Source organism: Pseudomonas sp. BF-R-26, assembly GCF_019947395.1.
Classification (GTDB): domain Bacteria; phylum Pseudomonadota; class Gammaproteobacteria; order Pseudomonadales; family Pseudomonadaceae; genus Aquipseudomonas; species Aquipseudomonas farris.
Map to the genome: position 1 here is coordinate 69080 of NZ_JAGYGK010000013.1, position 20339 is coordinate 89418.

Below are 20339 nucleotides of genomic sequence, written 5' to 3' on the forward strand. Positions count from 1 at the left end.
CCTTAAGCCGCATCGCGCTTGGCTTCATTGCGGTAAGCCTCTACCGCATCGATCAAGGCTTGAAGAATCTCGGCGCTCTCGCCGATCACCGACAGGTCGGCCCGTTTGATCATGTCGCAGCCAGGATCGAGGTTGATCGCCACCACCTTGTCGCAGGCACCGATGCCTTGCAGGTGCTGGATCGCCCCGGAAATGCCCACCGCCACGTAAACCCGTGCTGTGACCCAAGTGCCGGACGCACCGACCTGACGGTCGCGGGCCATGAAGCCGTCGTCCACCGCCACTCGTGACGCACCTTCGGTCGCGCCCAACGCCTCGGCCGTCCTGTGGAAAAGTCCCCAGTCCTTGACCCCGTTGCCGCCGGAGAAGATGAATTCGGCTTCGGCCATCGGAATCGCCGCCGGGTCCACCGCCACCGCGCCCAGATCTTCGATCCGCGACAGGCTGCGTGCGACCGCTGTGGATAACTCCACTGGCAAGGCCTCGTGACGGGTTTCGCTGACCGGTTCAGCGCATTCGGCAGCAGCCAGAATCAAGCGTGCGACTGGACGCGCCAGGTCTTGCAACCCAGCACCGGCGCGGCCGATGCACTCCTGATCCTTGACCTGCCAGACCCGCGTGGCCGGGCGCTCGCCCAGTGCGGCGGCAAAGCGTCGACCAAGTTCGCCACCACCGCTGCGGCTGTCCGGCAGCAACCAGTGACGTGGGCTGAACTGGTTATCCACAGCCCGCAGGCCCTGGACGCGTTGTTCCGGTGCATAACCGCTGAATTCGTCGCCCTCAAGCACCAGCAAGCGATCCACGCCAGCCGTGGCGAAGGCGTTTTCCTTGTGCTCACCGAAGACCACGGCCAATACCGCGCCGTCCTTGCCGGCCAACTGATGGGCCAGGCCGAGCAAGTCGCGGTCGTGGCTGCTCAAGCGGCCGCCGACCATGTCCGGCACCACGCTGATGTAGAACGCAGGTGCAGCCACTTGATGCAGCGGCAATTGCACTTCAACCCCGGCCGAGCGTTTAGTCGCCCCGCCCTGCTGAGCGCCGCTGCGGTCAATCCGTTTGATGCCGTTGGGGCCGATAAAACCGATCCCGTGAGGATTTTTGCGGATGAGGCCGTTAGGCCCCATCCAGCTGTGTTGCGCCGGTTGCATGGCCGCGTGCAGCGGGTGCAGACGGTTGCGGGCGATCCATTCGGCGCGTGGGTCGCGGCGGATAATGTCGCTCATCAATGCACCTCCGCAGGTTCACGTTTGGCCGGTGCCGATGGCTTTCCCGGCGTTGCGTCTTCGAGCAACGCATCGGCCACCAGTTCGGCAATGTCCTTGATCATTGGACGCGGTTCGACCACGCCTTCGAGCATCGCAGTGCATTGTGGACAACCCACGGCCACCAGTTCGGCGCCGGTTTCGCGGATGTCTTCCATGCGCATGTCGGGGATCCGCTGCTTGCCCGGAATGTCGGTGATTGGCGCACCGCCACCGCCGCCGCAGCAGCGAGAACGGAAACCGGAGCGTTGCATTTCCTTGATCTCGATGCCCAGGGCGCGCAGTACTTCACGCGGCGCCTCGTATTCGCCGTTGTAGCGACCGAGGTAGCACGGGTCGTGATAGGTCACGCTGCTGCCTTTGTGCTGGCCGAGGTTCAGGGCGCCTTCGCCAATGATCTCCGCCATGTAAGTGCTGTGGTGCTGTACGAGGTAGTTGCCGTCGAAGGCGCCGTACTCGTTTTTCAGCACGTGGAAACTGTGCGGGTCGCAGGTGACGATGCGGTTGAAGCTGTACTTGGCCAGGGTCTGGATGTTGCGCTTGGCCAACAGCTGGAAGGTCGCTTCGTCGCCCAAGCGTCGTGCCACGTCACCACTGTCACGCTCTTCAAGACCCAGCACTGCGAAGTCGACCTTGGCCGCTTTCAGCACTTTGACGAAGGCGCGCAGGGTGCGCTGGTTGCGCATGTCGAAAGCACCGTCGCCGACCCAGAACAGCACGTCGGTGGATTTCTTCTCGCTGAGCAGGTTCAGGTTCAAATCCGCCGCCCAGTTCATCCGCCCGCCTGGCGCGAAGCCGCCCGGGTTATCGGTGGCGATCAGGTTTTCCAGAACTTCGGCGCCCTTGTTCGGGGTCGCGCCTTTTTCCAGAGTCAGATGGCGACGCATGTCGACGATGGCGTCGACGTGCTCGATCATCATCGGGCATTCCTCGACGCAGGCACGGCAAGTGGTGCAGGACCACAGGGTTTCAGCATCCACCAGACCGTTGACGATTGGTTGATGCGGATTGCCACTGTGTTCGCCAATGGCTTTGCCCGGATACGGACTGCCAGCGAATTTGGCGTCAGTACCGCCAGCCAAACCAACGACCATGTCCTGAATCAGTTTTTTCGGGTTCAGCGGCTGGCCAGCGGCGAACGCCGGGCACGCCGCTTCGCATTTACCGCACTGCACGCAGGCGTCGAAGCCGAGCAGTTGGTTCCAGGTGAAATCCTTGGGTTTTTCCACGCCCAGTGGCGCGTTTGGATCGTTTAGGTCCAGCGGCTTCAAACCGGTGGAACGACCGCCACCAAAACGTTCGGCGCGACGGTGCCAGGCCAGGTGCAAGGCACCGGCGAAGGCGTGCTTCATCGGCCCGCCCCAGGTCATGCCGAAGAACAGTTCGCTAACGCCCCACAGCACACCGACGCCGAGGATCGCAGCCACCACCCAACCACCGAAGTTTTCCGGAAGGATGCCAGCGACCGGCAGGGTCAGCAGGAAGAACGATGCCGAGAACGCCATCAGGCTTTTCGGCAAGCGCATCCACGGGCCTTTGGACAAGCGGGCCGGTGGGTTGCGACGGCGCAGGAACATAAAGATCGCGCCGACAAACATCACCGCCGACATCAGCAGCAGTGCATAACCGAGGATGCGGTTATGCAGGCCAAAGCCATGAACCAGAATCGCCAGCACAATGGACGCCACTGCACCACCAGCCGTGGCGACGTGGGTGTTGGCAATGTATTTGTCCCGCGCGACGACGTGGTGCAAATCGACCATGTAGCGTTTGGGCATGGCGAACAGACCGCCGATCAGGTCGACTTTCGAAGCCCGGCCCTGACGCCACATAGCCACCCGCCGCAACGCGCCCAGGACAGCCAGGCCCAAGGCAGCGAACAACAGGATTGGAAGAAGGGTGTTCAACATGTGGAGCTCCCAAAGACCTCGGGGTCTTGCAGGTCGAGATGCCTTACTCGGTTCCTGTGGGAGCGGGCTTGCCCGCGATTGCATTTTGTCAGTCACATTTGCATTGACTGACCCACCGCTATCGCGGGCAAGCCCGCTCCCACAGGGTCATGTGCAAGCCGTTAGAAGTCTTTGCACAACCGCAACGCGTCATAGATCGCCGCGTGGGTGTTGCGCTGGGCCACGCAGTCGCCGATGCGGAACAGCAAGTAGCCGTCACCTGCTTGGCTCAGCGAAGGTTGAGGCTTGATCGCGAACAGGGCTTCGATGTCCATCTGGCCTTTGTTGCGCGAGCCTTCCTTCAGCGCGTAGTAGATTTCTTCGTCCGGACGCACGCCGTTCTCGACGACCACCTGGTCGACCACCCGCTCCTCTTTGGCGCCGGTGTATTCGTTTTCCAGTACCGCCACCAGCTTGTCGCCTTCGCGGTAGACCTTCTCCAGCATCATGTCGCCGGTCATGATCACTTCTTTCGGGTACATGCTGCGGTAGTACGTCGGGAACGACGTACCGCCGATGGCCACGCCCGGCTTGATGTCGTCGGTGACGATCTCGACCTGGCTGCCCTTGTCGGCGAGGAAGTCGGCCGTCGACATCCCGGTAAACTCGCAAATGGTGTCGTAGACCAGCACGTTCTTGCCCGGTGCAACCTTGCCGTCGAGGATGTCCCAGCTGCTGACCACCAGGCCTTCAGCCGCGCCCCAATGCTCGTTCTGCTCCAGGAATGGATGACCGCCGACAGCGAGCACCACCACGTCCGGACGCAGGTCGAGAATGGTCGCCGCATCCGCCGCCACGCCCAGGCGCAGGTCGACTTTCAAGCGCGCCAGTTCCAGTTGGAACCAACGAGTGATACCGGCAATCTGGTCCCGTTGTGGAGCTTTCGACGCGGTAGTGATCTGCCCGCCGATAAATTCTTTCTTCTCGAACAGGGTCACGTCGTGGCCACGTTCGGCCGACACGCGAGCCGCTTCCATCCCGGCAGGACCGGCACCGACCACCACGACTTTGCGCTTCACACCGGTCGATTTCTCGATGATGTGCGGCACGCCCATGTATTCACGGGAAGTCGCGGCGTTCTGGATGCACAAGACGTCCAGACCCTGGTACTGACGGTCGATGCAGTAGTTGGCGCCGACGCACTGTTTGATCTGGTCGACCTGGCCCATCTTGATCTTGGCGATCAAATGCGGGTCAGCGATGTGGGCGCGGGTCATGCCGACCATGTCGACGTAGCCGCCCTCCAGAATACGGGTTGCCTGGTTCGGATCCTTGATGTTCTGCGCGTGCAAAACCGGAGCCTTCACCACTTCCTTGATACCGGCGGCCAAGTGCAGGAATGGCTCCGGTGGATAACTCATGTTCGGAATAACGTTGGCCAGGGTGTTGTGGGTGTCGCAACCCGAGCCCACGACGCCGATGAAGTCGATCATGCCGGTGTCGTCGTAGTACTTGGCGATCTGCTTCATGTCCTCATGGGACAAGCCATCCGGGTGGAATTCATCACCGCACAGACGAATGCCAACGCAGAAGTCAGGACCGACTTCCTTGCGCACAGCCTTGATCACTTCCAGGCCGAAACGCATGCGGTTTTCAAAGCTGCCACCCCATTCGTCGGTACGCTTGTTGACCCGAGGGCTCCAGAACTGGTCGATCATGTGCTGGTGCACAGCGGACAGTTCGACGCCGTCCAGGCCACCGGCCTTGGCCCGCGCGGCTGCGCTTGCGTAGTTGCCGATCACCCGCCAGATTTCTTCCGGCTCGATGGTTTTGCAGGTCGCGCGGTGCACCGGTTCACGAATGCCCGACGGCGACAGCAGGGTTGGCCAATGCTCGCCGTCCCAGCGGGAACGACGGCCCATGTGGGTAATCTGGATCATGATCTTGGCGCCATGCTTGTGCATGGCGTCGGCCAGGTTCTGGAAGTGCGGAATAATCCGGTCGTCGGCCAGGTTGACCGACTTCCACCAGCCTTGCGGGCTGTCGATGGCCACGCTGGAGGAACCGCCGCAAATCGCCAGGCCGATCCCGCCCTTGGCTTTCTCTTCGTAATACTTGACGTACCGGTCGGTGGTCATGCCGCCGTCGGTGGCGTAGACCTCGGCGTGCGCGGTGCTGAGCACGCGGTTGCGGATGGTCAGTTTGCCGATCTGGATCGGCTGGAACATTGCTTCGAAAGCCATGGCGGGGTCCTCGACTTACAACGGCTTGACGGTGAACAAACCGTCGTCGTGGCCTTCTTCGGAGCCACCGTAGACTTGTTCGGCGACAGTGCGGATCTTGCTGCCGCGAGCGGCCAGGATCTGGTCCATGGCACCGGCAAACCAGCCAGTGAACATGTAGTCGACCTTGCGCCCGACCTTGCCGTACACATAGACAAATGCGGAGTGTTCGAGCTTGACGCTGGCGGTGCCTTTGTCGAGGTCGATGTCCTGAATCTTGAACAGGCCCCAGCCGCGTTGCGACAGACGCTTCATGTAGTGCTCGAACACCGCGACGCCTTCCAGGCCGTGGCATTCAGCTTCTTTTTCACACCAGTGCCAGGCGGACTTGTAGCCGGCCTTGTAGAGGATTTCGGCGTAGGCTTCGGCGCCCAGCACTTCCTCGATGCCCATGTGGTTGTTGACGAAGAAGTGACGCGGTACGTACAGCATCGGCAGGGCGTCGGAAGTCCAGATACCGGTTTCGCTGTCGACTTCGATTGGCAATTGCGGGGCGATCTTGGCCATGGAAACTTAACTCCAGAAAATTCGTTGTGTGTTTTGCGTAGCAGCTGCCGAGGTACGAGGCTGCGTTGCGTGTCCGTAGGACCGCCCTCGGGGGCCGCTTCGCAGCCCGACGCAGCCTCGTACCTCGGCAGCTGCTACAAGGGATCGTTATTCAAAGTGGGCTTATTCGCCCCAAACGTCTTTCAAGACGTTCACCCAGTTCTCGCCCATGATCTTGCGCACCACCCGCTCGGAATGGCCGCGTTTGAGCAGGGTCTCGGTCAGGTTCGGGAACTCGCCCACGGTGCGGATGCCCAGCGGGTTGATGATCTTGCCGAAGCTGGTCAGACGGCGGGCGTAGCCCTTGTCATGGGTCAGGTATTCGAAGAAGTCCTGTCCATGGCCCTGGGTGAAGTCGGTGCCGATACCGATGGCGTCTTCGCCGACGATGTTCATGGTGTATTCGATGGCTTCGGCGTAGTCGTCGATGGTCGAATCGATGCCCTTTGCCAGGAACGGCGCGAACATGGTCACACCAACGAAACCGCCGTGATCGGCGATGAACTTCAGCTCTTCGTCGGATTTGTTGCGCGGGTGAATCTTCAGACCCGACGGCAGGCAGTGGGAGTAGCAGACCGGCTTCTTGGATTCGAGGATGACTTCTTCGGACGTTTTCGAGCCGACGTGGGACAGGTCGCACATGACGCCGACGCGGTTCATCTCGGCGACGATTTCACGACCGAAACCCGACAGGCCGCCATCGCGCTCGTAGCAACCGGTACCGACCAGGTTTTGGGTGTTGTAGCACATCTGCACGATACCGACGCCGAGCTGCTTGAAGACCTCGACGTAGCCGATCTGGTCTTCAAACGCATGAGCATTCTGGAAGCCAAAGAGGATACCGGTCTTGCCCTGCTCCTTGGCCTTGCGGATATCGGCGGTGGTGCGCACCGGAATCACCAGGTCGCTGTTCTCGCGGATCAGCTTCTGGCTGGCGGCGATGTTGTTGACAGTGGCCTGGAAGCCCTCCCACACCGACACGGTGCAGTTGGCCGCGGTCAGACCGCCCTTGCGCATGTCTTCAAACAGCTCGCGGTTCCACTTGGCAATAATCAGCCCGTCGATAACGATGCTGTCGGCGTGCAATTCGGCTGGGCTCATCAGGCTGTCCCCTATTAGCGATTCATGCGCCGAATCGTGTGCCGGCGCTTTGGGGCCAGCATATGCCTGAGGGCCGGGGCAGCCGGGTGCAAAAACGACAGAGGAATTGCCGAAAGCGTCAATCCGCGACAAAGGGTCATCAACAGGCGTCATTGCCTACCTATCCAACGCCGCCCGCTTGGGCCAGAATTCGCCGCATCACTGGATGTTTTACTGAATGCATGACTGGATTAAGGGGCGGCGACGCAATGAAATCGATCTTCCTGGCTTTGGCACTGATTGCGACTGGCGTACAAGCAGCTGAAGAGGCCGACGACAACCCTTGCGATGCTGTCGAAAACGAAATCCAGACCCTGGAATGCTCGGCCTACAGCAGAACCACCGCCGAACAGCTACTGAGCGACAACTATCAGAGCCTGACCGAGCGCATGCAAACGCTTTACGGCAACAACAAGGCGCAACTGACCGACATCACCGCCAAAATCAAAACCGCGCAACAGCAATGGCTGAAAACCCGGGATGCCGATTGCGCAGTGGACGCATTTCCGGCGACCAGTGGTAGCAAAGCGTTCACCATTGCGCAAAATGATTGCGTGGCGCGCATGAGTGACGAGCGGTCGGAGTTTTTGGAGTCGATTGGGCAGGAGTGATCCTGAATCGTCCGTCGAAAGCTGGTAGCCCTCCCAGCTTTTACCTTCAATCAAGACCTTTCCCACAGGCTTCACCGAGCAAGCCTACAAGTCCCGCGGGGTAAGGGTTAAAGCAGTTTTTTCGAGCAACATCCCGATAAATTTCGTTTGTTGGCCACCTGAAAAATATAAGCAAAGATTAGCAAATCTTATAAAAGACTTATATTCTTCCATGAACAGCATTCACTGGACTCGAAAGGCCGTTAAGCAGCTCTTGAAATTGCATTCCGTTCATCAGATCCAGGTTCGTGATGCCATCACGGCGCTAGCTGGCATGCCTGATGTAGGCAACGTCAAAGCACTGGTTGGTCATGACTACGCCTATCGACTGCGAGTCGGTAGTTATCGGGTCATGTTCGACTGGGATGGCGCGATCAAAGTGGTCAGTATTCAAGAGGTCAAAAAACGCGATGAACGCACCTACTGAGATTCAAATCATCAACGACGCGGAGGGAAAACCGGCGTTCGTGGTCATTCCGTACGCGCAGTATGTGGCGCAGAAGATCGAGCCCGATCTGATCCCCCACGAAGTGGTCAGTCGCATCGTCGATGGCGCGACGCCCATTCGCGCCTGGCGCGAACACCTGAACCTTACGCAGGATGAAGTTGCCAAGCGCATGAGCATTTCCCAACCGGCTTTCGCCCAGCAGGAAACGGTCGCCAAGCCCCGCAAGGCAACCCGTGAAAAAATTGCCGCAGCTTTTGGCATCACCGCCAACCAACTAGAGTTGTAAGCTGAACGCCAGCATCAGGAAAAGGGATTGAAATGAAAATCTGCGGCATCGAAATCAAAGGCAGTGAAGCGATCATCGCCGTGGCCTCCCTCGACGGTCAGGCGCTCAGTCACGTCGCCCTCGCCACCAAGAAAATCGCCCTCGACGAGGACGACGAAGCCGCTAACGTTAAAGTCTTTGCCGCTCAGGTGGCGTCGTTTGTTCGCGAGAATTCAATCGACCGGATCGCGATCAAGAAGCGCAGCAAGAAAGGCGAATTCGCCGGTGGGCCGACTACGTTCAAGATTGAGGGGATTTTCCAGCTGCTGGAAAATTGCGAGGTGACGCTGCTGTCGCCGCAGACCATCAATGCGCAGAACAAGAAGTTCGATTTTGCACTGCCGGAGACGCTGAACAAGTATCAGCATGAGGCTTACAAGGCGGCGTGCTCGGTCTTGATGAAGAAGTAACATTTTCTCTCATCAACACAGATCATTGTGGGAGCGGGCTTGCCCGCGATGGCGGCGTGTCAGTCAACATCAACATTGAATGTGCAGGCCTCATCGCGGGCAAGCCCGCTCCCACAGGTTTCTCGGGTGTCGTCAGAATTACGCTTTAGCCGTACGTCGGTCTTCACGCGGGCACCGCTCAAACCGTGCCCGATAACTGCGGGTGAAATACGACGGCGATTCAAACCCGCACGCGATGCTCACTTCCAACACACTCATGTTCGTCTGACGCAGCAACTGCCGCGCCTTCTCCAGCCTTAACCGCAGATAGAAATTGCTCGGCGTGTCGTTCAGGTGCAGGCGAAACAGGCGTTCCAGCTGACGCCGGGTCACTTTGATCGATTCCGCCAGCTCCAGGGTACTCAGCGGCGGTTCGCTGTGCTGTTCCATCTCCCCGATCACCTGCACCAGTTTCTTGTTGCTGATGCCATACCGCGTGGCGACTTCCATGCGCTGGTGGTCTTTGCGCGGACGGATGCGCCCGAGTACGAATTGTTCGCTGACCTGGATCGCCAGTTCCGGGCCGTGGGCCTGGCCGATGAGGTCGAGCATCAGGTCGATGGAAGCCGTGCCGCCAGCAGAGGTGATACGCCGACGGTCGATCTCGAACAGCTCCTGAGTGACGCTGAGCTGTGGATAAGACTCCTTGAAGGCGTCGATCGCTTCCCAGTGCAGGGTCAGGCGGTGGCCGTCGAGCAGGCCGGCTTCGGCGAGGACGAAGCTGCCAGTATCGATGGCGCCGAGGGTCACGCCTTCGTTGTCCAAACGACGCAACCAGTGCTCCAGTGCCGGGCTGGTGAATTTCAGCGGCTCGAAACCGGCGACCACTAGCAAGGTTGCGCCTTTCTTCAGGGGTTCCAGCGCCGCATCGGCGTTGACCGACATGCCGTTACTGGCCAGCACCGCCCCGCCATCAGCGCTCAACACATGCCAGCGGTACAGCTCGCCGCGAAAGCGATTGGCGACCCGCAGCGGCTCGATCGCCGAGATAAAACCGATCGCCGAAAAACCCGGCATCAACAAGAAGTAGAAATCCTGGGACATGGAGCGCACTCGATGGCAGGTAGCGAGAGGGCGGGAAGCGTGTGGACGTTGATACGCCACTTGCCGACGGCATTCAAGTGCGCAGGTCGCTGCAGTGCAAGAGCTGGTCGCCGCAGTGCGTTTTTACGGGGGCTCAGCTGCGTAACTTGGGCATCACCGGCGCATGAAGATGCCGGAACCCACAATAACGTCTGCCGAGGAACCCGACATGAAACGACTGATCAGCAGCTGTGTTCTTGCACTCAGCGGTACCACTTTCTTGAGCGCCAGCGTCATGGCGGCAGAACCCGCGTCGTGCCAGAACGTGCGCATGGGCGTAGTGAACTGGACCGACGTGATCGCCACCAGCGCCATGACCCAAGTATTGCTTGATGGCCTCGGCTACAACACCAAACAGACCAGCGCCTCCCAGCAAATCATCTTCGCCGGCATTCGCGATCAGCGCCTGGACTTGTTCCTCGGTTACTGGAACCCGCTGATGACGCAGACCATCACGCCGTTTGTCGATGCCAAGCAGGTCGAAGTGCTTGAAGCCCCAAGCCTCAAGGATGCTCGCGCCACCCTCGCCGTGCCGACTTACCTCGCCGACAAAGGCCTGAAAACCTTCGCTGACATCGCCAAATTCGAAAAAGAACTGGGCGGCAAGATTTACGGCATCGAGCCTGGCTCGGGCGCCAACACTCAGATCAAGGCGATGATCGCCAAGAACCAGTTTGGCCTGGGCAAGTTCCAGCTGGTCGAGTCCAGCGAAGCCGGCATGCTTGCGGCGGTGGATCGCGCCGTGCGGCGCAAGGAAGCCGTAGTGTTCTTCGGCTGGGCGCCGCACCCGATGAACGTCAACGTGCAAATGACCTACCTCACCGGCAGTGAAGACGCCCTCGGCCCGAACGAAGGCATGGCCACCGTCTGGACGGTCACCGCGCCGAAATATGCCGAGCAATGCCCGAACATTGGTCGCTTGCTGAGCAACCTGACCTACACCGCCGAAGACGAGAGCCGAATGATGCAACCGCTGCTCGATCACAAGGACGCCTTCGAGTCGGCCAAGCAATGGCTCAAGGATCACCCGCAAGACAAGCAACGCTGGCTCGAAGGCGTGACCACCTTCGACGGCAAACCGGCTGCTGAAAACCTGAAACTGACCAGTAAATAAACCTGAAATGAATCACCGATTCGCAGCCCGATGTGGGCTGCGAACGGAATCGTCACGCCCTAAGCCACACCTAAGCCACACCTAAAATTCTCGCCTGCAAGGAACCCGCCTCATGAACCACGACGTCATCATCACCTGCGCACTCACCGGTGCTGGCGACACGACCGCCAGAAGCCCACACGTGCCGGTCACCCCGAAACAAATCGCCGCGGCTGCCGTGGAAGCCGCCAAGGCTGGCGCCACCGTGGTCCACTGCCATGTTCGCGACCCCGAAACCGGCAAATTCAGCCGTGATGTGGCGCTGTACCGCGAAGTGATGGAGCGCATCCGCGAGGCCGACGTCGACATCATCGTCAACCTCACTGCCGGCATGGGCGGCGACCTGGAAATCGGCGCGGGCGAGAACCCGATGGAGTTCGGCCCGAACACCGACCTGGTCGGCCCGCTGACCCGTCTGGCCCACGTCGAAGAATTGCTGCCGGAAATCTGCACCCTGGATTGCGGCACCCTGAACTTCGGCGACGGCGACACCATTTACGTGTCCACCCCGGCGCAACTTCGCGCTGGCGCCAAACGCATTCAAGAACTGGGCGTTAAGCCTGAGCTGGAAATCTTCGACACCGGTCACCTGTGGTTCGCCAAGCAGATGATCAAGGAAGGCCTGCTCGATAACCCGCTGTTTCAGCTGTGCCTGGGCATCCCGTGGGGCGCGCCGGCCGACACCACCACCATGAAAGCCATGGTCGACAACCTGCCGGCCGACGCGGTCTGGGCCGGGTTCGGCATCGGTCGCATGCAGATGCCTATGGCCGCACAGGCTGTACTGCTCGGCGGCAACGTGCGGGTTGGCCTGGAAGACAACCTGTGGCTGGACAAGGGTGTTTTGGCGACCAACGGCCAACTGGTCGAACGCGCCTCGGAAATCCTCAGCCGCCTCGGCGCCCGTGTTCTGACCCCAGCTGAAGGCCGGACAAAAATGGGTCTGACCAAGCGCGGTTAACCAAATCTGCACCTTACCTGTGGGAGCGGGCTTACCCGCGATGACGGTAGTCCAGCCGCAGAAAATGCACTGAATGTACTGACGCCATCGCAGGCAAGCCAGCTCCCACAGGTTTCTCGACCAATCTTCAGGACAGCATTCATGAGCTTTATCACTGATATCAAAACCTTCGCCGCCCTGGGCAGCGGTGTCATCGGCAGCGGCTGGGTGTCTCGCGCCCTCGCCCACGGCCTCGACGTGGTGGCCTGGGACCCGGCGCCCGGTGCCGAAGCGGCGCTGCGCAAACGTGTCGCCAATGCCTGGGGCGCACTGGAGAAACAAGGCCTGGCACCCGGCGCGTCGCAGGATCGTCTGCGCTTTGTCGCCACCATTGAAGAATGCGTTCGTGATGCGGACTTCATTCAGGAAAGTGCTCCAGAGCGACTGGACCTGAAACTGGAACTGCACAGCAAAATCAGCGCGGCGGCCAAGCCCAATGCCTTGATCGGTTCCAGTACGTCGGGGCTGTTGCCGAGCGAGTTCTACGAGAGTTCGACCCACCCGGAACGCTGCGTGGTCGGGCACCCGTTCAACCCGGTTTACCTGCTGCCCTTGGTGGAAGTGGTCGGTGGCAAAAATACCGCACCGGAAGCGGTGCAAGCGGCAATGAAAGTCTACGAATCCTTAGGGATGCGCCCGTTGCATGTGCGCAAGGAAGTGCCAGGATTTATCGCCGACCGTTTGCTCGAAGCGTTGTGGCGTGAGGCGCTGCATCTGGTTAACGACGGCGTGGCGACCACCGGTGAAATCGACGATGCAATTCGTTTTGGCGCGGGCCTGCGCTGGTCGTTTATGGGTACTTTCCTGACGTACACCCTGGCGGGTGGCGATGCGGGCATGCGGCACTTCATGGCGCAATTCGGGCCGGCGTTGCAGTTGCCGTGGACCTACCTGCCGGCACCGGAGCTGACCGACAAATTGATCGATGACGTGGTGGATGGCACCAGCGAACAGTTGGGCACGCACAGCATTTCGGCGCTGGAGCGCTATCGTGATGATTGCTTGCTGGCGGTACTGGAAGCGGTGAAGACCACCAAGGCCAAGCATGGCATGGCGTTTAGCGAATAAACCAAGTCAGGGGCCAGCAGGTCTGGCCTCATCGCGGGCAAGCCCGCTCCCACAGGGATCTACTGGGTGGCATAAATTGTATTTACACCTCAAATCACTGTGGGAGCGGGCTTGCCCGCGATAGCGACAGCCCAGACACCACCAACGTTGGATCACTCACCATGCCCACCCTCACCACCTACCAAACCAAAATCATCCCCGACTGGGTCGACTACAACGGCCACCTGCGCGATGCCTTCTATTTGCTGATTTTCAGCTACGCCACCGACGCGCTGATGGATCAACTGGGCATGGACAGCAACAACCGCGAAGCCAGCGGCAACTCGCTGTTCACCCTCGAACTGCACCTCAACTACCTGCACGAAGTGAAGCTCGATGCCGATGTCGAAGTGCACACCCAGATCATCGGCCATGACCGCAAGCGCCTGCACCTCTACCACAGCCTGCATCTGGTGGGCGGTGACAAGGAGCTGGCGGGCAATGAACAAATGCTGCTGCACGTCGACCTGGCCGGGCCGCGATCCGCACCGTTCAGCGAAGAAACCTTGAGCAAACTACAAGCCATTGTCGCCGAGCAAGCCGACCTGCCCGCCCCCGCCTTCATCGGCCGAGTGATCGCTTTACCGCCCGAAAAATAATAAGGAGCTCGTCATGAACACCGCCGCCGCTTTTGCCGATTTCCGCACCTACCCGCTGATCAGCGCGTTGACCGCCATGCACACCCTGGCGGACCGCATTCAAGTGCAGTGGGCGGACGGTCGGGTCAGCCCTTTTCATCATCAATGGCTACGGGACAACTGCCCGTGCCCGCAGTGCGTCTACACGGTGACCCGCGAGCAAGTGCTGGAAATCGTCGATGTCGCGGAAAATCTGATCCCCGACAGTGCGCGAATCGATGCCGAAGGTTGTCTGTGTGTCGATTGGCAGGATGGCCATCTAAGCCGCTTCGACCCGGGCTGGCTGCGAGCCCACGCCTATGACGACGAGTCCCGCGCCGAACGCCGGGCCGCCAAACCGAAAAGTAAGCTGTGGGACAGCCAGCTGAAGCTTCCAGTGTTCGACTATCAGGCGTTGATGAACGACAACGAAGCATTGCTGCAATGGCTCTTGGCCGTGCGCGACATCGGCCTGACCCAGGTTCGCGGCGTACCGACTGAGCCGGGCTCGCTGAAGCTGATCGCACAGCGGATCTCCTTCATCCGCGAGAGCAATTTCGGCGTGCTGTTCAACGTGCAATCCAAGGCCGACGCCGACAGCAATGCCTACACCGCCTTCAACCTGCCGCTGCACAGCGACCTGCCGACCCGAGAGTTGCAACCGGGGCTGCAATTTCTGCATTGCCTGGTCAATGACGCCGACGGTGGTGAGAGCATTTTCGTCGACGGTTTTGCCATCGCTGAAGCTTTGCGCCAGGAAGATCCCGAGGTGTTTCAGGCCTTGTGTGAAATCCCCGTGGAGTTCCGCAACAAGGACCGCCATAGCGACTATCGCTGTCTGGCGCCGATCATCGCTCTGGACTCTTTCGGGCAAGTGTCGGAAATCCGCATGGCGAACTTTCTGCGTGGACCGTTCGATGCTTCAGTCGAGCAAATGCCCAAGCTGTATCGCGCTTACCGACGCTTCATTGCGATGACCCGCGAGGCGCGCTTCCGGGTGATGACCCGGCTCAACCCCGGCGAGCTGTGGTGCTTCGACAACCGCCGCACCCTCCACGCCCGCAACGCTTTCGACCCCGCTACCGGCGCCCGGCATTTCCAGGGTTGTTATGTTGACCGGGATGAGTTGCTGTCGCGGATATTGGTATTGCAAAGATAAACCGCGTCATCGTTCATCGCGGGCAAGCCACGCTCCCACAGATTTGGCGTCGTTCGCCAAATCTGTGGTAACCCCGATCCTGTGGGAGCGTGGCTTGCCCGCGATGGCGTCCGCACAGGCAACACAAAACCCTCTGATTCACACGCAAAAAAAACCCCGATCAAGCCGTGACAGGATCGGGGCAGAGGTGGGTACTGTTGAGGAGCTGTTGCGCGAGGGTGACCAAACCTTCGTGAAGCCAGCTGAGTCCAGTGTGCCCACTCCCATCATTCGCAAGTTAGCCGAAAGCGACCTGTTCATAGGTATTGCGGCCATTGCGACAAATCGTCCTTGCCGCCATCCCCAGCCCCTACCAGAATCGAGCCACGACACCGTTCCCTGAAGAAGGATTGCGTCATGATGCACGCCGATTTGATTGACCAGGAAGACCTGTTGGGCCAGCTGAAATCGTTGGGTTTTCAAGTGCCGAATGGCTCTACAGCCGAGCAGGCTTGCGAGTGTGCGGTGCGAGGCTTGAACGATGAGCGGGCGATGACGCTGCGGACTATGGTCAAGCAGATGTACACCAGCAGCGCGACCATCCTGCCGGCCGTGCGCCAGGCGATCGACAGGCAATTGCTGCCTGCGCTGGCGGAGTATCAGCAAAGCCGTAGTGCCTGATAGAGCCAATCGCGGGCAAGCCCGCTCCCACAGTGATTTTGCGTCGTATACACAATTGATGCATCGACACAGAACCTGTGGGAGCGGGCTTGCCCGCGATGAAGGCCCCTCGGTTTAGAGCCTTACGCTAGCAAACGTCGACTCATTGCGCGCCTGGCTCAACGCCGACAGCGGCCCGGACAACGGCGACAGCACCAGTGCTTGCGGCAGCGGCATCATCGCCACTTGTTGTGTGGTGTTGGAACCCACACGCTCGTCACGTGGCGGAATGCCGAAGTATTCGCGGTAGCACTTGGAGAAGTGCGGCGTAGACACGAAACCACATACCGACGCCACTTCGATGATCGACATCGGCGTTTGCTTGAGCAGCTGCCGAGCGCGAATCAGGCGCAGTTTCAGGTAGTAACGCGACGGCGAGCAGTGCAGGTATTTCTGGAACAACCGCTCCAGCTGACGACGCGAAACAGCGACGTACACCGCCAGTTCGTCGAGGTCGATCGGCTCTTCGAGGTTGGCTTCCATCAGCGCCACGATTTCCTGCAACTTCGGCTGGTTGGTGCCGAGCATGTGCTTGAGCGGCACGCGCTGGTGATCCTGCTCGTTGCGGATGCGCTCGTAGACGAACATTTCCGAGATCGCGGCTGACAGTTCACGACCGTGATCGCGGCTGATCAGGTGCAGCATCATGTCCAGCGGCGCGGTGCCGCCGGAGCTGGTGAAACGGTTGCGATCGAGGGTGAACAGACGGGTGCTCATGGCCACCCGCGGGAAAGCTTCCTGCATCGACGCCAGGCATTCCCAGTGCACGCTGCAATCGAAACCGTCCAGCAGACCGGCGCACGCCAGGGCCCAGCTGCCGGTGCAGACCGCGCCGAGACGACGGGACTGACGCGCCTGGCTTTGCAGCCACGACACGTGCTCGCGGGTTACGGTGCGCTGAATGCCGATACCGCCGCAGACGATGATGGTGTCCATGGGAGGCGCTTTGTGCATGGAGGCGTCGGGGGTGATCTGTAGACCGTCACTGGCCCAGACCTGACCGCCATCGACGGTGAGTGTGGTCCAGCGATACAGCTCGCGGCCGGACAATTGGTTGGCCATGCGCAGAGGTTCTACTGCAGAGGCCAGAGAAATAAGCGTGAAATTGTCCAGCAGCAAAAAGCCGATGGATTGAGGCGCACGGTTCTGGGGTTGAGCCCCGGAGTTGAACGTCGTCATCGCGGTATCTCCTCACACAAAGCGGGTGATGGCCTCAGGCGGAGGCTCTTTTTATTGCCATCGTTCTCGCGTGGGAGACGGGCTTTGTAATGACAGAGCAATTGCCATGCCTAAACTTGAATGCGCGTTCAATAACTCCTGAAAACGACGTCGCGATGTGTCTAAATATGACTCGTAGAGACAGGAGGTTATAAGTGTCATCAAGGGTCGCAGCGCTCTGCCCCGTTGCGTGTGAGCAAATCGGTAGCACTTGTGGGAACAGGGCTACGACGCTCCAGGAGAGAGTGTCACCGCAAGCACGGGTGACGGACGGTCAGGCTTGAATTGGATCCCTGATCGGGGCAGGCAGGCTTATCTGTTTGCGACGCTCTAAAAGGTGGCGCGTTTTGAATCGAGTGTTCACTTAGCGCGCAGTTTTGACTGGTCTGGCGCTATCGCGGGCAAGCCCGCTCCCACAGGATTCATTGTGTGACCGAGAACGGAGGCACACAACAAATCCTTGTGGGAGCGGGCTTGCCCGCGATGGGGTCAACTCGGTCTCAGCACTCAACTGCACTGACAGCCAATCCACCGCGCGATGTCTCTTTATATTTGTCGTGCATGTCGGCACCGGTATCACGCATGGTGCGGATCACTCGGTCCAGCGAGATAAAGTGCTGACCGTCGCCCCGCAGCGCCATCTGCGCCGCGTTGATCGCTTTCACCGCGGCAATCGCGTTGCGCTCGATGCACGGCACTTGCACCAGGCCACCCACTGGGTCGCAGGTCAGGCCCAAGTTATGTTCCAGGCCAATTTCCGCCGCGTTGCACAGTTGCTCCGGGGTGGCACCGAGAATCTCCGCCAACCCGGCCGCCGCCATGGCGCAGGCCGAACCGACTTCACCCTGGCAACCGACTTCGGCACCGGAGATCGAGGCGTTCTTCTTGCACAGAATCCCTACCGCCGCGGCACTGAGGAAGTAATCGACCACGTTGGCGTCGGTCACTGCCTCGCTGAATTTCATAAAGTAGTGCAGCACCGCCGGAATGATCCCCGCCGCGCCATTGGTCGGTGCCGTAACCATGCGCCCGCCGGCAGCGTTTTCTTCGTTGACCGCCAGGGCGAACAGGTTCACCCACTCCATGGCGCTCAAGGTCGAGCCGATCACGTTGGGCTTGTTCAGTTCTTGCAGGCTGCGGTGCAGTTTGGCCGCACGACGACGCACATTCAGGCCACCGGGCAGGATGCCTTCGTGTTTAAGGCCTTGCTCCACGCAATCTTGCATCGCGCGCCAGAGCTTCATCAGGCCGGCGCGAATTTCCTCTTCGCTGCGCCAGACTTTCTCGTTGGCCATCATCAGCTCTGCAACGCGCAGGTTGTGCTGCTTGCACAGACTGAGCAGCTCGACGGCACTGGAGAAGTCGTAAGGCAGCACGGTGCGATCCAGATCCACCACGCCGCTGGAAGCTTGTGCCTCATCGACGACAAAACCGCCGCCGATGGAGTAGTAGGTGTCGCGATGCAGCTCGCCGTGATCGCCTTCGGCAACCAGGGTCATGGCGTTGGGATGGAACGGCAGGTTCTCGTCGATCAGGCGCATGTCCCGGGCCCAGATGAACGGGACCGACAAGCGACCGTCGAGCAATAGCGTGTTGGTTTCACGCAGGGTCTCGATGCGGATGCCGATTTGCGACGGATCGATCGCGTCCGGCCACTCGCCCATCAGCCCCATGATCACCGCGTTGTCGCTGCCATGACCGATGCCGGTGGCAGATAACGAACCATAAAGCTGAACTTCGACACGCCTTACTTGTTCCAAAAGACCCTGCTCACGCAAACCTTGCACGAACAGCGCCGCAGCTCGCATAGGCCCGACGGTGTGTGAACTGGAAGGGCCAATGCCGATTTTGAACAGGTCGAAAACGCTGATAGCCATTACTGCTGAACTCCTGGATGTGCCTGCTCCAGGCGCAAAAGCGCCCAGTGACGGAGCTGCTACGCTGAAGCTGCAATCCGCCGAGATGGCCGCATCATCAGGCTTTTGTCATGTCGTTCAACGTCTCACACCGACGCACTCATGCCCGCTAGCGCCGCAGGCCGCTTACGCTGTGTTTTCGCCGTTTTTTTGCGGATCAGCGAGGCAAAACGGGCTGAAAAAAGCTGTAAACGACGTTACCGACACTGGATGCGACCATCCCTGTACTGGATACGACGCACCCTGTAGGCGTCAGATTTTCACTGGTACATGATCGTATCGACTCGATTGCAAGGCGCCGTGGTAGAGCTGTCTCCAAAACGCCATCCAACCGCAACAGATAAGTGCGGTGGTCCAGTCGGAACACTGCCAAAAAAAACACCAAGGAGTCCCCCCTTATGAAAGGTTCCCCGTCGTTGTTGTTGGCCGCCATGCTGAGTCTGCCGTTTCTGGCTCAAGCCGCAGAACCGGCCCAATGCAGCACCGTAAACTTCTCCGATGTCGGCTGGACGGACATTACCGTCACCACCGCCACCACCAGCGTCGTTCTCGACGCCCTGGGCTACAAGACCAAGACCACGATGATTTCCGTGCCGGTGACCTACAAGTCCCTGGCCGACGGCAAGAACATGGACGTGTTCCTCGGCAACTGGATGCCGACCATGGAAAACGACATCAAGGCCTACCGCGATGCCGGCACCGTGGACACCCTGCGCGCTAATCTGGAAAACGCAAAATACACACTCGCCGTCCCCGAAGAGTTGTATAACAAAGGTCTGAAAGATTTCGCCGACATCGCCAAGTTCAAGAAAGAACTCGACGGCAAGATCTATGGCATCGAACCGGGTAACGACGGCAACCGCCTGATCCAGAGCATGATCGACAAGGACGCCTTCGGCTTGAAAGCAGCCGGCTTCAAGGTAGTCGAGTCCAGCGAGGCAGGCATGCTCTCGCAAGTCGATCGCGCTCAGCGCCGCAACACCGCCGTGGTGTTCCTGGGCTGGGAACCGCATCCGATGAACACTCGATTCAAGATGAAGTACCTGACCGGCGGCGACGAATACTTCGGCCCGAACTTCGGCCAGGCGACCATCTACACCAACACCCGCAAGGGTTACGCACAGGAATGCAGCAACGTCGGTCAGTTGCTGAAAAACCTGGTGTTTACCCTCGACATGGAAAGCACGCTGATGGGCAACGTCCTGGACGACAAAATGAAGCCTGACGCGGCCGCCAAGGCCTGGCTGAAAAAGAATCCACAGGTGCTCGATACCTGGCTCGCTGGCGTGACCACCATTGACGGTAAACCTGGCCTGGAAGCCGTGAAAGCCAAGCTCGCGCAGCCTTGATTTAGGAAGCATCGCTTACGCCGGGCGAGTTCGCTCGCCCGGGCTGT

The 20339-nt window shown here is 59.8% G+C and carries 19 protein-coding genes; 11 read left to right on the forward strand and 8 right to left on the reverse strand.

Annotated elements, in window-relative coordinates; translation table 11 throughout:
• Nucleotides 1–2: 2 nt before the first annotated feature.
• From KGB18_RS20115 to KGB18_RS20135, 5 genes are all read right to left on the reverse strand, one after another.
• Entirely contained in the window at nucleotides 3–1223 is a 1221-nt protein-coding gene (locus KGB18_RS20115; protein ID WP_223570372.1) for an electron transfer flavoprotein subunit alpha/FixB family protein, read from the reverse strand.
• On the reverse strand, nucleotides 1223–3172 hold the full coding sequence (dgcB, locus tag KGB18_RS20120; protein WP_123719625.1) for a dimethylglycine demethylation protein DgcB: 1950 nt from the start codon (nucleotides 3170–3172) through the stop codon (nucleotides 1223–1225). The genes KGB18_RS20115 and dgcB overlap by 1 nt, the downstream gene beginning before the upstream one ends.
• 161 nt (nucleotides 3173–3333) lie before the next feature.
• A complete protein-coding gene (gene dgcA, locus KGB18_RS20125; protein WP_008008115.1) occupies nucleotides 3334–5394 on the reverse strand; it encodes a dimethylglycine demethylation protein DgcA in 2061 nt (686 codons plus the stop codon).
• Nucleotides 5395–5409: 15 nt separating this feature from the next.
• Nucleotides 5410–5940 carry a DUF5943 domain-containing protein gene (locus tag KGB18_RS20130; protein WP_038981116.1) on the reverse strand — a complete coding sequence of 177 codons (531 nt, stop codon included), beginning with the start codon at nucleotides 5938–5940 and terminating at the stop codon, nucleotides 5410–5412.
• A 162-nt stretch (nucleotides 5941–6102) separates the two neighbouring features.
• Nucleotides 6103–7080: a dipeptidase gene (locus tag KGB18_RS20135; RefSeq protein WP_008033250.1), complete on the reverse strand. Its 978-nt coding sequence runs from the start codon at nucleotides 7078–7080 to the stop codon at nucleotides 6103–6105.
• Between the two features lie 248 nt (nucleotides 7081–7328).
• Here KGB18_RS20135 and KGB18_RS20140 point away from each other — a divergent pair, with 248 nt between their 5' ends.
• The 4 genes from KGB18_RS20140 (at nucleotide 7329) to KGB18_RS20155 (ending at nucleotide 8952) form a co-directional block, all read left to right on the forward strand.
• A complete protein-coding gene (locus tag KGB18_RS20140) occupies nucleotides 7329–7730 on the forward strand; it encodes a lysozyme inhibitor LprI family protein (RefSeq protein ID WP_038981114.1) in 402 nt (133 codons plus the stop codon).
• Nucleotides 7731–7941: 211 nt separating this feature from the next.
• Nucleotides 7942–8196, forward strand: a complete 255-nt coding sequence (locus KGB18_RS20145) for a type II toxin-antitoxin system RelE family toxin (RefSeq protein ID WP_123497261.1) — start codon at nucleotides 7942–7944, stop codon at nucleotides 8194–8196.
• Nucleotides 8180–8503 (forward strand): helix-turn-helix domain-containing protein, encoded by a 324-nt coding sequence (locus tag KGB18_RS20150; RefSeq protein ID WP_223570373.1) that lies wholly within the window; start codon nucleotides 8180–8182, stop codon nucleotides 8501–8503. The genes KGB18_RS20145 and KGB18_RS20150 overlap by 17 nt, the downstream gene beginning before the upstream one ends.
• Nucleotides 8504–8535: 32 nt before the next feature.
• The gene (locus KGB18_RS20155; RefSeq protein WP_007907538.1) at nucleotides 8536–8952 is read left to right on the forward strand and encodes a DUF3010 family protein; all 417 of its coding nucleotides are present in this window, start codon (nucleotides 8536–8538) and stop codon (nucleotides 8950–8952) included.
• A 138-nt stretch (nucleotides 8953–9090) separates the two neighbouring features.
• On the opposite strand, the gene KGB18_RS20160 is transcribed toward KGB18_RS20155, so the two are convergent.
• The gene (locus KGB18_RS20160) at nucleotides 9091–10035 is read right to left on the reverse strand and encodes a GlxA family transcriptional regulator (RefSeq protein WP_123719628.1); all 945 of its coding nucleotides are present in this window, start codon (nucleotides 10033–10035) and stop codon (nucleotides 9091–9093) included.
• Between the two features lie 208 nt (nucleotides 10036–10243).
• Here KGB18_RS20160 and KGB18_RS20165 point away from each other — a divergent pair, with 208 nt between their 5' ends.
• The 6 genes from KGB18_RS20165 (at nucleotide 10244) to KGB18_RS20190 (ending at nucleotide 15770) form a co-directional block, all read left to right on the forward strand.
• Complete coding sequence (locus KGB18_RS20165) at nucleotides 10244–11188, forward strand: choline ABC transporter substrate-binding protein (RefSeq protein WP_123719629.1); 945 nt, start codon at nucleotides 10244–10246, stop codon at nucleotides 11186–11188.
• 112 nt (nucleotides 11189–11300) lie between these two features.
• Nucleotides 11301–12188, forward strand: a complete 888-nt coding sequence (locus tag KGB18_RS20170) for a 3-keto-5-aminohexanoate cleavage protein (protein WP_123719630.1) — start codon at nucleotides 11301–11303, stop codon at nucleotides 12186–12188.
• A 141-nt stretch (nucleotides 12189–12329) separates the two neighbouring features.
• On the forward strand, nucleotides 12330–13295 hold the full coding sequence (locus KGB18_RS20175; RefSeq protein WP_201061786.1) for an L-carnitine dehydrogenase: 966 nt from the start codon (nucleotides 12330–12332) through the stop codon (nucleotides 13293–13295).
• A 161-nt stretch (nucleotides 13296–13456) separates the two neighbouring features.
• Nucleotides 13457–13933 (forward strand): thioesterase family protein, encoded by a 477-nt coding sequence (locus KGB18_RS20180; protein WP_201061784.1) that lies wholly within the window; start codon nucleotides 13457–13459, stop codon nucleotides 13931–13933.
• A 13-nt stretch (nucleotides 13934–13946) separates the two neighbouring features.
• A complete protein-coding gene (locus KGB18_RS20185; RefSeq protein WP_123719633.1) occupies nucleotides 13947–15110 on the forward strand; it encodes a gamma-butyrobetaine dioxygenase in 1164 nt (387 codons plus the stop codon).
• A 396-nt stretch (nucleotides 15111–15506) separates the two neighbouring features.
• Nucleotides 15507–15770 (forward strand): hypothetical protein, encoded by a 264-nt coding sequence (locus KGB18_RS20190; protein ID WP_123359165.1) that lies wholly within the window; start codon nucleotides 15507–15509, stop codon nucleotides 15768–15770.
• 114 nt (nucleotides 15771–15884) lie between these two features.
• Here the strand turns inward: KGB18_RS20190 and KGB18_RS20195 are convergent, their stop codons facing one another.
• Both KGB18_RS20195 and KGB18_RS20200 read right to left on the reverse strand, forming a co-directional pair.
• On the reverse strand, nucleotides 15885–16988 hold the full coding sequence (locus tag KGB18_RS20195) for a GlxA family transcriptional regulator (RefSeq protein ID WP_123359166.1): 1104 nt from the start codon (nucleotides 16986–16988) through the stop codon (nucleotides 15885–15887).
• Nucleotides 16989–17527: 539 nt separating this feature from the next.
• Nucleotides 17528–18904, reverse strand: a complete 1377-nt coding sequence (locus KGB18_RS20200; RefSeq protein ID WP_123359167.1) for an L-serine ammonia-lyase — start codon at nucleotides 18902–18904, stop codon at nucleotides 17528–17530.
• Between the two features lie 437 nt (nucleotides 18905–19341).
• Between KGB18_RS20200 and KGB18_RS20205 the strand changes: the two genes are divergently transcribed.
• The gene (locus tag KGB18_RS20205) at nucleotides 19342–20292 is read left to right on the forward strand and encodes a choline ABC transporter substrate-binding protein (protein WP_123719635.1); all 951 of its coding nucleotides are present in this window, start codon (nucleotides 19342–19344) and stop codon (nucleotides 20290–20292) included.
• Nucleotides 20293–20339: the final 47 nt, after the last annotated feature.